At 65.1% G+C, this 14,802-nt stretch carries 13 protein-coding genes; 6 read left to right on the forward strand and 7 right to left on the reverse strand.

What is annotated here, in order from left to right; genetic code table 11:
* Positions 1–127 precede the first annotated feature (127 nt).
* Positions 128–1,402 (reverse strand): 3-oxo-tetronate kinase, encoded by a 1,275-nt coding sequence (gene otnK / locus AC1DJT_RS23600; RefSeq protein WP_441508615.1) that lies wholly within the window; start codon positions 1,400–1,402, stop codon positions 128–130.
* Between the two features lie 381 nt (positions 1,403–1,783).
* Here otnK and AC1DJT_RS23605 point away from each other — a divergent pair, with 381 nt between their 5' ends.
* The 6 genes from AC1DJT_RS23605 to AC1DJT_RS23630 all read left to right on the forward strand — a co-directional run bounded on the left by AC1DJT_RS23605 (position 1,784) and on the right by AC1DJT_RS23630 (position 8,691).
* Positions 1,784–3,289 carry an ABC transporter substrate-binding protein gene (locus tag AC1DJT_RS23605; RefSeq protein ID WP_441489076.1) on the forward strand — a complete coding sequence of 502 codons (1,506 nt, stop codon included), beginning with the start codon at positions 1,784–1,786 and terminating at the stop codon, positions 3,287–3,289.
* An 88-nt stretch (positions 3,290–3,377) separates the two neighbouring features.
* Positions 3,378–4,322: an ABC transporter permease gene (locus AC1DJT_RS23610; protein ID WP_476834979.1), complete on the forward strand. Its 945-nt coding sequence runs from the start codon at positions 3,378–3,380 to the stop codon at positions 4,320–4,322.
* Positions 4,322–5,212, forward strand: a complete 891-nt coding sequence (locus tag AC1DJT_RS23615) for an ABC transporter permease (protein ID WP_441489075.1) — start codon at positions 4,322–4,324, stop codon at positions 5,210–5,212. The genes AC1DJT_RS23610 and AC1DJT_RS23615 overlap by 1 nt, the downstream gene beginning before the upstream one ends.
* Positions 5,213–5,232: 20 nt before the next feature.
* Positions 5,233–7,032, forward strand: a complete 1,800-nt coding sequence (locus AC1DJT_RS23620) for a gamma-glutamyltransferase family protein (protein WP_441489074.1) — start codon at positions 5,233–5,235, stop codon at positions 7,030–7,032.
* 13 nt (positions 7,033–7,045) lie between these two features.
* Positions 7,046–7,774 (forward strand): DUF1028 domain-containing protein, encoded by a 729-nt coding sequence (locus AC1DJT_RS23625; protein ID WP_441508616.1) that lies wholly within the window; start codon positions 7,046–7,048, stop codon positions 7,772–7,774.
* A 227-nt stretch (positions 7,775–8,001) separates the two neighbouring features.
* Positions 8,002–8,691, forward strand: coding sequence for an OmpW/AlkL family protein (locus tag AC1DJT_RS23630; RefSeq protein ID WP_476834980.1), 690 nt, complete (start codon positions 8,002–8,004; stop codon positions 8,689–8,691).
* A gap of 150 nt (positions 8,692–8,841) precedes the next feature.
* Here AC1DJT_RS23630 and AC1DJT_RS23635 read toward each other — a convergent pair whose 3' ends face one another.
* The 6 genes from AC1DJT_RS23635 to AC1DJT_RS23660 form a co-directional block, all read right to left on the reverse strand.
* On the reverse strand, positions 8,842–9,918 hold the full coding sequence (locus AC1DJT_RS23635) for a D-TA family PLP-dependent enzyme (protein WP_441489071.1): 1,077 nt from the start codon (positions 9,916–9,918) through the stop codon (positions 8,842–8,844).
* Positions 9,915–10,373: a RidA family protein gene (locus tag AC1DJT_RS23640; RefSeq protein ID WP_113515557.1), complete on the reverse strand. Its 459-nt coding sequence runs from the start codon at positions 10,371–10,373 to the stop codon at positions 9,915–9,917. The genes AC1DJT_RS23635 and AC1DJT_RS23640 overlap by 4 nt, the downstream gene beginning before the upstream one ends.
* Before the next feature lie 121 nt (positions 10,374–10,494).
* Positions 10,495–11,664, reverse strand: coding sequence for an amidohydrolase/deacetylase family metallohydrolase (locus AC1DJT_RS23645; protein WP_476834981.1), 1,170 nt, complete (start codon positions 11,662–11,664; stop codon positions 10,495–10,497).
* 22 nt (positions 11,665–11,686) lie between these two features.
* Positions 11,687–12,622 (reverse strand): N-carbamoyl-D-amino-acid hydrolase, encoded by a 936-nt coding sequence (locus AC1DJT_RS23650; protein WP_476834982.1) that lies wholly within the window; start codon positions 12,620–12,622, stop codon positions 11,687–11,689.
* A gap of 169 nt (positions 12,623–12,791) precedes the next feature.
* Positions 12,792–13,700, reverse strand: coding sequence for an ABC transporter permease (locus tag AC1DJT_RS23655; protein WP_476834983.1), 909 nt, complete (start codon positions 13,698–13,700; stop codon positions 12,792–12,794).
* Positions 13,697–14,638 (reverse strand): ABC transporter permease, encoded by a 942-nt coding sequence (locus AC1DJT_RS23660; protein WP_441508620.1) that lies wholly within the window; start codon positions 14,636–14,638, stop codon positions 13,697–13,699. Before AC1DJT_RS23660 ends, AC1DJT_RS23655 begins: the two co-directional genes overlap by 4 nt.
* Positions 14,639–14,802 lie beyond the last annotated feature (164 nt).

Raw genomic sequence — 14,802 nt, forward strand, 5'->3', positions numbered from 1 at the left:
CACCCTACGAGTTCATCTGCAAATGCTGGACTTCAGAGCCAGAACGATTCAGGCTCGATCCAATCCATCAAATGCCGGGACTAAACAGCTAGGTCATCGGACCGGATACGATATCGGGTCCGATGACCTAGCGGAGCAGGCTCCATGCCTTCAGGAAGAAATCCGGTGCGCCGAAATTCCCGGATTTCAGGGCAACAGCCATCGCGGGGCTACCGACGACGCGAGTCCACGGCACACCGGGGTCGATCTCGGGGCCAATCTCGAGCGTCTGGATGCCGAGGCCCTGGACAACGGCGCCCGAGGTCTCGCCACCGGCGACGAGCAGGCGCGTAACACCGCCCTTGGCGAGCAGGCGCGCCGTTTCAGCGAAAGCCTGCTCGACGATCTCACCGGCCTTGTCGCGGCCAAGCTGCCCCTGGATCGCGGCGACTTCGGCCGGGTCATCGCTGGAATAGACGAGGAAGGGTCGATCGGCTGGTTGCGCCAGCGCCCAATCGGCCAGAATTCGTGCCGTCTGCTCGCCGGTGGCCAGAGCGAGCGGATCGACCTTCAGCGCGGGATATCCGGCTTCAAGCGCCGCCTTGATCTGCCCGCGTGTGGCAGTGGAGCAGCTGCCCGAGATAATGCCGGCCCGCCCCTCGGGCGCCTCGAGATGGGCCGCGATATCGCGATCCGGCAACAGCCCTGCCTTGCGGAAGTTCTGCGGCAGCCCCATCGCGATGCCGGAACCGCCGGTCAGCAGGACCGCCCCATCGACAGCAGCGCCCAGCACCATCAGGTCGTCATTGGTCAGCGCGTCGGTCACGACATAGCGCACGCCCTGCCCCGCCAGTTCCACAAGCCGGTTCTTGACCGCGCCGGCCCCAGCCAGGACCGTGGCGTATCCGATATGGCCGACAGGGGTCTCGGTCTGTGCCGCCATCAGGCGCATCAGGTTTGAATCCCGCATCGGCGTCAACGGGTGGTCCTTCATCGAGCTCTCATGCAGAGGCACGGAGCCGACGAAGAGATAGCCCTGATAGATCGAGCGGCCATTCGCGGGAAAGGCCGGGCAAATGATGACGCTTTCCGCGCCGAGCCGGCGCATCAGCGCGTCCGCCACGGGGCCGATATTGCCGTGCGGAGTCGAGTCGAAGGTCGAGCAATATTTGAACAGGATCTGGCGCGCCCCGGCGGCGAGCAGCGCCTCGCAGGCGGCGAGCGACTGCGCCACTGCTTCCGAAACCGGATTGGTGCGCGACTTCAGCGCGACGACGACCGCATCGGCCTCCGGCAGGGTTGCATTGGCCGATGGCGCGCCGATCACCTGAACCGTCCGCATCCCGGCCCGGTTCAGCATCAGGGCGACGTCGGTCGCACCCGTCATGTCGTCGGCAATCACACCCAGAAGCATCCGTCCCATTCCCTGTTTCCAGCGCATACAAACTGCGCCTGATACCCGTATCCGTCTGGCGCAGTGCATATCAGAGATCATGCCCTGCGTGCGCGTAGCCCGGACATGCCGGCCTMAGCCAGAAGCGGAGAGCTTGGCCGCCAACTTGCATACAAGCCGAACGGCGACCCGGGAACAATACTCCGCAAGAATGATGCAGCGCATGATCGACGCCCGCCGAAACTTGCGCCAACTTGGTGCTGAACGGGACCAACCCGGGAGGCTCTTCGCTTTCGGATTCTGCATATCGACCTAGCGGCGCAAGCAGCCTGCGTTCGGCAGGCCATGCGCCAGATCTCTATCCGGCCGCGCGAACGCGCCTCACACAGAAAATCCAACAGGGGAAAACCGATGAAGCTCATTGCCGCGCTGGTTTCAGCGACCTTCCTGACGATCGCGAGCCTGCCAGCCATGGCGCAGGCGCCGAACACGCTGCGTGTCGGCCTGCAGGAAGACCCCGACGTGCTCGACCCCCACAAGGCGCGCACCTTCGTCGGTCGCATCGTCTTCATGGGGCTGTGCGACCGGCTGCTCGATATCACGCCTGACCTCAAGCTCGTCCCGCGGCTGGCGACCGAATGGTCATTCTCCCCTGACGGGCTGACGCTGACCATGAAGCTGCGCAGCGATGCGAAGTTCCATGACGGCGAGCCCTTCAATGCCGAAGCGGCAAAGGCCAATCTGGAGCGGGCGCGCACGCTGCCGGACTCCCTGCGGAAATCGGAACTCGCCTCGGTCGACAGTGTCGAGGCCGTCGATGCCACCACGCTCGTGCTGAAGCTCAAGCGCCCCGACGCGACCCTGCTTGCCCAATTGACCGATCGCGCCGGCATGATGCTGGCTCCCAAGAGCCTCAGCGGCGATGTCGGCGCCAAGCCGATCTGCTCCGGCCCCTACAAGTTCGTCGAGCGCGTCCAGAACGACCGCATCGTGCTGGAGAAGTTCAAGGAACACTGGGAGGCCGCGAACTACCAGTTCGACCGGGTGCTCTATCGTTCGATCCCCGACACCACCGTGCGTCTCGCCAATCTGAGAGCCGGCGAACTCGACATGCTGGAGCGCCTTGCGCCGACCGACGTGCCGGGCGCCCGGGGCGACAAGTCGCTCAAGATCGCCAGCACATCGAATCTCGGCTATCAGGGCATCACCATCAACACGTCCAATGGCGAGGCGGCGAACCAGCCGATGGGCAAGGACAAGCGCGTCCGCCAGGCCCTGTCGCTCGCGATCGACCGCAAGGTCCTGAGCCAGGTCGTGTTCGAAGGGCTGTACGAGCCGATGATCCAGCCGTTCAACCCCGGAAACCCCTATCTCAGCGCCGACTTCCCGGTGCCGGCGCGCGACGTCGCCAAGGCGAAGGCGCTGCTCAAGGCAGCCGGTGCCGAAAAGGTCTCGGCCGAGCTCTTCGTCACCAACAATCCCGTCGACGCGCAGCTTGGCCAGGTCATCCAGGCAATGGCTCAGGAAGCCGGCATCGACATCCAGATCCGCTCGAGCGAATTCGCGAGCCAGCTGCGCGACCAGCAGCAGGGCAAGTTCCAGATGAGCCGCATCGGCTGGTCCGGCCGCATCGACCCCGATGGCAATATCCACCAGTTCGTGACGTCGAAGGGTAACCAGAACGACGGACGCTACAGCAATCCGGAGGTCGACAAGCTGCTCGACCAGGCCCGCACCGTCTATGACGTCGCCGAGCGCAAGAAGCTCTATGACGCAGCGCAGGCAATCCTGCAGGACGAGCTGCCGATCGTCTATCTCTACAACCAGACGGTGTTCTTCGCGCTGCGCTCCAACATCGATGGCTTCGTGATCAATCCCGACGGCATGATCCGGCTCGCCGGGTTGAAGAAGAAGTGATGACCGCCTCTTCTCGAACCCCACACCCTCGTCAGCTCCGGGCGACCCTTGCGTCGCCCGGAATGGCGGCCGGGCTTAGGGGGCAGCCATGCTGACCCTGATCGGCCGCCGCGTCTTGATCGCGATCCCGACACTCTTTCTGGTGTCGCTGTTCGTCTTCGCCCTGCAGCGAGCCTTGCCCGGCGATCCGTTCCTCGTCATCGCCGGCGAGGAGCGCGATCCGGAGGTGATCGCCCGGCTGCGCGAAATCTACCGGATGGACGATCCCATCGTCGTCCAGTTCTTCGCCTGGCTCGGCCAGGTCGTGCAGGGCGATTTCGGCCGCTCGCTGCGAACCGGCGAGCCGGTGCTCGGGCTGATCCTGCAAAAGCTGCCTGTCACCATCCAGCTCGCCACGGCCTCRATCCTCGTCGCCGTCGCGATCGGCGTCCCGGCGGGCATCATCGCCGCCCGCAACAAGGGGACGGCCCTCGACTATTCCGCCAGCGCGCTCGCGTTGTCGGGTCTCTCGATTCCGAATTTCTGGCTCGGCATCATGCTGATCCTGCTCGTCTCGGTGGAGCTCAAGCTCCTGCCGGCATCGGGATATGAGCCGATCTTCAGCAACCCGATCGGCGCGATCGAGCGGCTGATCATGCCCGCCTTCGTGCYGGGCGGCGGGCTTGCGGCTTTCCTGATGCGCCATACGCGCGCTGCGATGCTGGAGGTCCTGCAGTCCGACTATGTCCGCACCGCGCGCGCCAAGGGGCTCGACGAGCAGACGGTCGTCAACCGCCATGCGCTGCGCAATGCCCTGATTCCGATCATCACCCTCTCGACGCTGCTCTTCGGCGAGCTGCTGGCCGGAGCTGTGCTGACCGAACAGGTCTTCACGATTCCCGGTTTCGGCAAGCTGATCATCGACGCCGTGTTCAATCGCGATTACGGCGTGGTGCAAGGCGTCGTCCTGTGCACTGCAATCGGCTTCATCCTGATGAACCTGCTTGCCGACCTGCTCTACATCCTCGTCAACCCACGCCTGAGGGACGGCTGATGGCGAACATCGCATTGGACCGCCCGTCCCCGACCAGCTCGTTGGAACCATTGCCGGCGCGAAGCCCGCGCGCCTGGACGAAACTGCTGCACAACCGCTCCGCCCAGATCGGCGGGGCGCTCGTGCTGATCTTCGTGCTGATGGCGATCCTGGCGCCGCTGCTGCCGCTGGCAGACCCGCTGAAGTCGAACTTCCTCGCCATCCGCAAGCCGCCTTCGGCGCTGTACTGGTTCGGCACCGACGAACTCGGCCGCGACCAGTTCTCCCGCCTGTTCTACGGCGCGCAAACCTCGCTGCTGGCCGGCATCTTCTCGGTCTCGATCGCGCTGGCGGTCGGAGTACCGTTCGGGCTGCTGGCGGGGTGGTATGGCGGCTGGATCGACATCGCGATCTCGCGCGTCACAGAAGCGATGCTGGCCTGCCCCTTCCTGATCGTCGCGATTGCGTTTGCAGCGATCCTCGGCCCCTCCTTGACCAACGCCATGATCGCGATCGGCCTCTCGGCCGTTCCGATCTTCATCCGGCTGGTCCGGGGCCAGGTGCTCAGCATCAAGGCCGAGGATTTCATCGAGGGAACGCGCGCGATCGGTGCCCGCGACATGCGGATCCTGTTCCTTCACGTCCTGCCGAACACGCTTTCGCCGATCGTGGTGCAATCCACCCTGTTCATGGCGCAGGCGATCATCCTGGAAGCGGCCCTCTCCTTCCTCGGCCTCGGCCAGCAACCTCCCGCTCCGTCCTGGGGTCAGATGCTCAACGTCGCCAAGAATTTCATGGAGCAGGCGCCGTGGATGTCGGTCGCGCCCGGGATCACCATCTTCTTCGCCGTTCTCGGCTTCAACCTGCTCGGCGACGGCCTGCGGGACGCGCTCGACCCCAAAGAACACTAAGCAAGCCTAGGGATAGCATCATGTTCACGACCCGCCCCGAAATCCTCGGCACCTTTGGTGTCGTCACCTCGACGCATTGGCTCGCGACGGCCTCCGGCATGGCCATGCTGGAAAAGGGCGGCAACGCCTTCGATGCCTGTGCCGCCGCAGCCTTCGTGCTCCAGGTCGTCGAGCCGCATCTGGTCGGCCCGGCCGGCGACATGCCGGCCGTGTTCTATTCGGCCGAGACGAAGAAGGTCGAAGTCATCTGCGCGCAGGGCCCGGCTCCGCAGGCAGCCACCATTGCGGCCTTCAAGGAACTCGGCCTCGACCTGATCCCCGGATCGGGACTGCTCTCGACGGTCGTGCCCGGCGCTTTCGGCGGCTGGATGACGCTGCTGCGCGACCATGGCCGCCTGTCGCTGCGTGAGGTTCTCGAGCCGGCCATCGGCTATTTCGAGAACGGCCATCCGATGCTCCCGCGTGTCTCCGACACGATCGGCTCCCTGACCGATCTCTTCACCAATGAGTGGCCGACCTCGGGGGCGGTCTATCTGCCGGGCGGCAACGTGCCGAAGGGCAAGGAACTCTTCAGCAACAAGGCCGCGGCGGAAACGTACAAGCGCATTCTGTCGGAAGCGGAAGCCGCCGGCGGTTCGCGCGAGAAGCAGATCGAGGCTGCTTACGACACCTGGTACAAGGGCTTCGTCGCGGAAGCGATGGACGCATTCTGCCGCACGACCGAGGCGATCGATTCCTCCGGCCGCCGCCACAAGGGCCTGCTCACCGCCGACGACATGGCGCGCTGGAAGCCGACCTACGAAACGCCCGCGAGCGTGAACTATCACGGCTGGGAGGTCTTCAAGATCGGTCCCTGGGGCCAGGGCCCCGTCTTCCTGCAGACGCTGAAGATCCTGGAAGGCATCGATATCGCCGCGATGGGACCGGCCAGCCCGGAATTCATCCATCACGTCACCGAGGCGATGAAACTCGCCTTCGCCGATCGCGAGGCCTATTACGGCGATCCGGATTTCGTGAAGGTGCCGATGGCGACGCTGCTTTCGGAGGATTACGCCCGCGGCAGGCGCAATCTCATCACCGACAAGGCCTCGCATGAGCTGCGCCCCGGCATGATCCCCGGCTTCGAGGAGCAGGTCGGCAAGATGCTGGCGAATATCCGCATCGCCGGGCAGAGCGGCGCCGGCGGCGCAACCGTCGGCGAACCGACGCTCGCCTCGATGGTTGCATCGTCGAAGCGCGGCGATACCGTTCATATCGACGTGATCGACAAATGGGGCAACATGATCGCCGCCACGCCGTCTGGCGGCTGGCTGCAATCCTCTCCCGTCATCCCCGAGCTTGGCTTCCCCCTGAACTCGCGCGCGCAGGCATTCTGGCTGGAAGAGGGCCTGCCGGCCTCGCTCGCGCCGCTGAAGCGCCCGCGCACCACGCTGACGCCGACACTGGCCTTCGAGAATGGCGAACCGCGCCTGGCTTTCGGCACGCCGGGCGGCGACCAGCAGGAGCAATGGCAGCTCGGCATGTTCCTGCGCCGGGTGCACCACGGTCTCAACCTGCAGGAGGCGATCGACCTGCCGCTGTTCCACACGCAGCACTTCCCCTCGACCTTCTATCCGCGCGAAGCGCGGCCGGGGCATCTCACGGTCGAGGAGAGCATCGGCGCTGCGGCGATCGCCGATCTGGTCCGGCGCGGCCATGATCTCGAGAAGGCCCCGGCCTGGACCGTCGGACGCCTGACCGCGGCGGAGAAGAGCAGCAATGGCCTCTTGCGTGCCGCGGCGACGCCACGTCTGATGCAGGCCTACGCCGCCGGCCGCTGAGAAGGATTGCTCCATGACCTGGTCTATCGTCGCCCGCGATGCGGCGACAGGCGCCTATGGCGTCGCGGTTTCCACCTGCGCCTTCGCCGTCGGCTCGCGCGTGCCGCAGGGCGCGGCGCGCACGGGGGCGCTTGCCACACAAGCCTTCCTCAACCCGCTCTATGGCATCGATGGCCTGCGGCTTCTGCTCGAAGGCCGCCCGGCCGCCGAGATCGTCGCCAACCTCACAGCGGCCGATGAGGGGCGCAATCATCGCCAGCTGCACATCATCGACCGGGACGGCAAGATTGCCGCTCATACCGGTTCGGCCTGCATCGACTGGTGCGGCTCGGTCGAAGGCCCGCAGGTCTCGGTGGCTGGCAACATGCTCGCCGGACCGCAGGTGATCGAGGAAACGCTGAAGGCCTATATTGCGGCCTCGGCGCTCGATTTCGACGAGCGCTTGCTGGTTGCGCTCGAGGCCGGAGAGCGGGCCGGCGGCGACAAGCGGGGTCGCCAGTCCTGCGCGGTTCGGATCTGGTCGACCGATGCCTTTCCGAGCTTCGACATCCGCGTCGACGATCACGCAGACCCGCTCGCCGAATTGCGGCGGCTCTGGCGCATCGCGCACCAGCGCTCCGTGCCCTACCAGGCCGCCTCGCCGTCTCGTGCCCGACCGGCGGGGATCACGGACCGCACCGAGCTCGATCGGCTGTGCAGCGAGTATGCTGCTGCCTGGAATGCGAGGCACCCCGAGAGCTGAGCCCTTCGGCCGTCCGGGGCGTGGCATCGCGCCTGGCCCCGGCTTCGGATGGGCGCCAAGCACAATCTCTGCGTCAATGCTGCAACAGGGCGCCGTGATCGTCGGCAGTCCTGTCGCCGTCTTGACGCAGATCAATCACTTTCCCCGAGCACTGGCGAAGAACGGTCCCACCGGCCGGGCAAGTTGCGATGGATTGAGTCGCCCACCGGCAGCAGCTGGGGACCATCATGACGACACGCCTTCTCCCGACCGCTCTGAGCGCCGTCCTGCTCGCAGGCACCGCGCTGACAAGCGCTGAGGCAGCCGATCTGCCCTCCTACAAGGTACAGCCGGTCGCGCCGATTCTGGCGCAGTGGAGCCCCTGGATGATCCGCGGGCGCGCACTCGTCGTGGTACCACAGGAGGATGCCTCGCTCCGGATCGGCGGCGTCACAGTTCCCGGCGCGGACGTCAGCATCTCGACCTCGGTCGTGCCCGAACTCGACATCAGCTATTTCTTCACGAAGAACATCGCCGCCGAGCTGATCCTTGGCGTCACCCCGCATCGCGTCAAAGGCGCTGGTGCTCTCGCCGGAGCGCGGATCGGCTCTGCCTGGCTGCTGCCGCCGACGCTGATGCTGCAATATCACTTCACTGACCTCGGGCGCATCAAGCCCTATGTCGGCGCCGGCGTGAACTACACGGTCTTCTTCAACGAGAAGGCCAAGGGCGGCTTCACCKATTTCGATCTGAAGGACAGCTTCGGCCTCGCCCTGCAGGCCGGCTTCGACTACATGATCGACGACCACTGGGGCATCAACTTCGACGTGAAGAAGATCTTCCTCGAGCCGAAGGTCAAGGTGAACAACGGCCTGGTCAGCGGCAAGGTCAAGATCGATCCCTGGCTGATCGGGACAGGCGTCACCTACAAATTCTGAGCTGAAAGATGTTCAGGCTCCCCCGCCGGGTGCGGCGAGGGAGCCTTGAGAATCGGTCCGGAACGTGGATTACGGCTTGGGAAGGCCGATGCAGACACTGAAGGTCAGATCATCGGACCGGCTGCGCGATCCGGTCCGATGATCCTGTTGTCAGGTCAGCCTGCCGCGCGCCGCGACCGGTAGTTCGCCGATCAGCTTGTCGCCGCGCACCGTGATCAGCCTGTCGACCATGTTGACGACGACGCAGACATGGTTCGGCACGATCCGGACGACCTCGCCGACCTTCGGCCGTTCATTCGAGGCCGCAAGGTCGAGGAAGCCATGCTCCTCGGCGAATTTGGCAATCTTGGCGGACGGATACTCCAGAATATAGCCGTGCCCTTCGAGGCCGCCGGTGTCGCTCGTCAGCGTCTTGGACCCTGAATCGAGGATGCCGCGCTCCGGGCCGGCACGGCTCACCACCGTCGCATAGACCGTCAAGGCGCAGTCATCGAGGCTGGCGACGCCCGCCGCGACCTGCATGCGGTCGTTGAAGATCGAGGTACCGGCGCGGTGCTCGGTCGCGCCCTTGAGCTTGCCGATATTCGGAATATTGGGCGAGCCACCGGTCGAGACGATGCCGGCCTCGAGCCCCGCATCGCGCAGGCCCGCATTGGCCGTGTCGAGGAAGAGCTGCGTCCGGTCCCAGCCATCCTCCGGCGGATACATCAGGAAGCCGGCGAAGCGCAGGCCCTTGGAACCGGCGATCATCTTGGCAAGCTCGACCGCCTCACCAGGCGTCTCGACGCCGGCGCGCTGGCGACCGGTGTCGCATTCGACCACGACCTCGAGGTCGCGCCCGGCGATCTCGGCGGCCGTCGGCAGGCCGGCGATGGTGACGGGATTGTCAGCCGCCACGATCATCCGCACACGGCGCTGAAGCGCGCCGAGGCGCCCAAGCTTCTCCTCGCCGAGGATGTTGTAGCTGATCATGATGTCGTCGAGGCCGCCATCGGCCATGACCTCGGCCTCGCCGAGCTTCTGGCAGGTAATGCCGCGGGCGCCGGCCTCGCGCTGCAGGCGCGCGAGCTCGGGCGATTTATGCGTCTTGATATGCGGACGATTGGCGACGCCGGCGGCGTCGCAGGCGGCCTGGAGGCGCGCGATATTGGCCTCGACCTTATCGAGATCGATGACGACGGCCGGCGTGCCGTAGACGCGGGCAATTTCCTCGGCAAGCGCGGTCATGGCAGCACCCGGATGATGACTTCGATCTCGACGGTCATGTTGTTGGGCAGCGAGCCCATGCCCACGGCCGAGCGGGCGTGACGGCCGTTCTCGCCGAGAACGGCGACGAACAGGTCCGAGCAGCCGTTGATCACCTTGGGCTGTTCCGCGAAATCCGGCACCGCATTGACCATGCCGAGCAGCTTGATGACCTCGACCTTGTCGAGCGAACCGGCGGCCTCCTGCATAGCCGCGAGCAGACCAAGCCCGGTCTGCTTGGCGTGTTCGTAAGCCTCTTCGACCGTGACATTGGCGCCGACCTTGCCGGTCGGATAGCTGCCATCGGCCCGACGCGGCCCCTGGCCGGAGAGATAGACGATATCGCCAGCCCGCTTGAAGCGGACATAGTTGGCGACCGGCGTCGCGACGTTGGGCAGTGTCAGCCCGAGTTCCTTGAGCCTGGCTTCGGCAGACATGGTGTTTCCTCTATCGTTATTGTGGCGCGGCGTTCCGCGGACGGCACACAACGCGCGCCCGTGAGACTCCGACGTGAGATGCCCGGGTCAAGCCCGGGCTTGTCGGCAGCACGACCTGGCCTTAGGCCGCCACCTTCTTGAACTTGTTCGTGCGCTTCGGGTGCCACCACTTGCCCTTCAGCACCACGCCCTCGGAAACGAACTTCTTGTCGCCGATCAGGTGCTCCCCGACGACGTCGACATAGTCGAACTTGCCTTCCTTGACGGTGAGGATGGTGGCGTCGCCCAGCGAGCCGACCCTCAGCGAGCCGTATTCGGGACGCTTCAGCGCCATGGCGGCATTCACGGTCGAGGCTGCGATGACGTTGTTCAGGCTCATGCCCATGCAGAGGAACTTCGACATGGTGGTGACCTGGTCATAGGCCGGCCCGTCGATGCAGAGCTTGTGAACGTCCGACGAGATCACATCCGGCTCGAAGCCATTGGCAAGCATGGCGCGCGTCGTCTTGAACGAGAACGAGCCCTTGCCATGGCCGATATCGAAGATGACACCGCGCTTGCGGGCGGCGAGCACCTCCGGCTTCACCGTGCCCTGGGCCGTCGCGGGTGCGTTCGGGAACGGCCGGAAGGCGTGGGTCAGTACGTCGCCCGGCCGCAGCATGCCGATGACTTCCTCATAGGATGGCGGCGGATGGTCGATATGGCACATCAGCGGCATGCCGACCTCGTTGGCCACCTGCAGCGCGATGTTCAGAGGCACCGTCCCGGACGTGCCCGAGGCATGCAGGCCGACGCGGACCTTGATGCCGACGATATAGTCGCGATTGGCGTCGGCGACTTCGACGCAATCAATCGGATTCATCATGCGCAGGTCGCCGCTCTCGCCGACCATGACGCGATGATCGAAGCCGTAGATGCCGGCATGCGAGACATGGAGATAGGCCAGGATGCGGGCCYGGCTCTGCTCGATCACATGCTTGCGGAAGCCGGCCCAGTTGCCCGGTCCGGCGCTGCCGGTGTCGACCGAGGTGGTGACGCCGGACATGCGGCAGAACTCGTCGGCATCGATGCCGAGCGAGGTGCCGCCCCAATAGACATGGGTGTGGAGGTCGATCAGGCCGGGCGAAACGATATAGCCCGAGACATCGCGAACTTCAGTATCGGCGCCRCCCTTCAGGTCCTTGCCGAAGCCTGAGACCTTGCCGTCGGTGAAGGCGACATCGAGAATGCCGTCATGCTTCTGCGAGGGATCGATGACCCGCCCGCCTTTCAGGATGAGATCGTGGTTCATGGCTGGTCCTTTGACGGCAAACTCAGAGCGGTGAGATAGCGCCCTTGCGCTCCACGATCATCCGGTATTGCTCCGGCTCGCGGTGGCGGGCGAAATTGAATGTGGATGCCTTGTAGCTCTTGCCGAGATCGAGATCACAGCGGGCGACGACGAGTTCGTCCCCCTCGGTGACGGCCTGGGCCACGACCTCGCCGGTCGGCGCAATGATGCAGGATCCGCCGATCTGGTCGACGCCGGCCTCGAGCCCCGCCTTGGCCACGCCGACGACCCAGGTGGCGTTCTGGTAGGCACCGGCCTGCATGACGAGCTGATTGTGGAAATTGCCGAGGCGGTCGTGGTCGGGCGCCGGGGGGTTATGCTTGGGCGTGTTGTAGCCGAGCACGATCAATTCGACATCCTGCAACCCCATGCTGCGATAGCTCTCGGGCCAGCGCCGATCATTGCAGATCATCATGCCGATATTGGCATCCATCGTCCGCCACACGGGCCAGCCGAGATTGCCGGTCTCGAAATAGCGCTTCTCGAGATTCTGGAAGGGAGCGCCCGGCCGGTGCTCGGGATGTCCAGGCAGGTGGATCTTGCGATATTTGCCGACGATCGAGCCGCTCTTGTCGACCAGGACCGCGGTGTTGAAGCGGCGCTTGCGCCCGTCCTCGAAGGCGAGCTCGGGATAGCCGAGATGGAAGCCGATACCGAGACGGGCGGCCTCCTCGAAGAGCGGCGCCGTCTCGTTCGAGGGCATGGCACTCTCGAAATAGGAATCGATCTCGTCCTCGTCATCCATCCACCAATGCGGAAAGAAGGCTGTCAGGGCGGCTTCTGGATAGACGACGAAATCGCAGCCATGCCCCTTGGCCTGGCGCATCAAGGCGATCATGCGGGCGACGKCCGAAGCGCGGCTTTCATCCCGATGGATGGGGCCGAGCTGGGCTGCGGCCACCGTCAGAATTCGACTCACCTTGTTTCCTCCTCAGCGCACGGGCCAGCATCGCGATCATCCAGGGCAGGCGAAAGCCGGTCAGCCCGCATGGACGCCATCGGATTTCCGCAGACCGCACCCCGAATCCGGGGTGCGAGGCCAGCGGACGCTGCGGCAGAGCCAGCCGGCATGGTGGATGCGGTTCCCCTCAGAGGCTCTTTGCCAGGCGGGGATCGAGCGAGTCGCGCAGGCCGTCACCGAGCAGGTTCACGGCAAGCACCGTGATCGACAGGAAGACCGCCGGGAACAGCACGATATGCGGCCGGACCTGCCAGAGCGCCCTGCCCTCGGCCATGATATTGCCCCAGGACGGCRTCGCCGGCGGAATGCCGGCGCCGATGAAGGAGAGGATCGCCTCGACGATCATCGCGCTGGCGCAGATATAGGTCGCCTGCACGGTCATCGGCGCGATGGTGTTCGGCAGGATGTGGCGCATGATGATGCGCGGCGCGCGTGCACCGGCGGCCACCGCCGCCTCGACATAGGGCTGCTCGCGCAGGCTGAGCACCACGCCGCGCACCAGGCGGGCGACGCGCGGGATTTCGGCAATGGTGATGGCGATGATGACGTTCTGGACCGAGCCGCGCGTCAACGCCATMAGCGCGATCGCCAGCAGGATCGGCGGGATCGACATCATGCCGTCGATGCCCCGCATGACGATGCCGTCAGCCCGGCGCACGAAGCCTGCGAAAAGGCCGATCGCCAACCCGACCAGAGACGACAGGATGGCGACGGTGAAGCCGACAATCAGCGAAACCCGCGCGCCGTAGATGACACGGGAATAGATGTCGCGCCCGAGCATGTCAGTGCCGAACCAGTACTGCTCCGAGGGCATCCTGGTGCGCCTCGCCGGCGCGATCGCGGTCGGATCGACAGTCCAGAGCAKCGGCGCAAGGATGCCGATGAGGATCATGAGCAGCAACAGGCCGCCGCCGATCGCGACCGAGGGGTGCCGGCGCATGAAGCGCAGCAGGTTTCTCAGGGGTGATCTCTCTGGCCCGATCCCGGCCAGAGCGGGAGCCGCCACGGCGGCAGGGCTCTCGGAGCGCGTCGTCAATAGCGTATCCTCGGATCGAGAAGCGTGTAGACCAGATCGATGATGAGGTTCACCAGCACGTAGACGAAGCTGAACATCAGGACGACGCCCTGAATCACGGGATAGTCGCGCCGCAGGATGGCATCGACCGTCAGCCGGCCCAGTCCGGGAATGGCGAAGACGCTCTCGGTCACCACGGCACCGCCGATCAGCAGGGCGATGCCGATGCCGATGATCGTCACGATCGGGATCGCGGCATTCTTCAGCGCATGCAGGAACAGGACGCTGCGCTGGCCGAGCCCCTTGGAACGTGCCGTGCGGATGTAGTCCTGCTGCAGCACCTCGAGCATCGTCGCGCGCGTGATGCGGGCGATCAGCGCGATATAGACGAGGCCGAGCGTGACCGAGGGCAGGATGAGGTTCCGGAGCCACGGCCACAGCCCTTCCGAGAGCGGCGTGTAGCCCTGCACCGGGAGCCAGTCGAGTTTCAGCGCAAAGACATAGGCCAGGAGATAGCCGACGACGAAGACCGGGATGGAAAAGCCGAGAACGGCAAAGGCCATCGCGAACTTGTCGACCCAGGTGCCTGCCTTCCAGGCCGCGATCACCCCCATCGGCACCGCGATGACGACCGCAAAGATCAGCGTCAGCACCATCAGCGAGACGGTCGGCTCGATGCGCTGGGAGATGAGCTGCGTCACCGGCAGCGAGGTGAAGATCGACGTGCCGAGATCACCCTGCAGCACCCTGAAGAGCCACTCGCCGAACCGTATCAGGTAGGGGCGGTCGAGCCCGAGGCTCAGCCTGATCTTCTCGACATCCGCGGGCGTCGCCTGATCACCCGCGATGACTGCCGCCGGATCTCCCGGCGCTATGTAGAGGAGAGAAAAGACGAACAGCGCCACGAAAGCCATCACCGGGATGGTCGTGATGATGCGTCTGACGATGAAAGCCAACATCGCGGCGCTGTATCCCTATCGTTGCAAATCAGGCCTTGGAGACGCCCCAGAAGAACGGCAACGGCCCGCTGACGACGCCCGAGACGTTCTTCCGCCAGGCTTGGTAGCCGAGATAGAAGCCGGTCGGCGCGTAGACGACATTCTGAACCGCCGCCTGGTTGAGC

The sequence above is a fragment of the Allobosea sp. 05T422_2 genome (assembly GCF_056396265.1).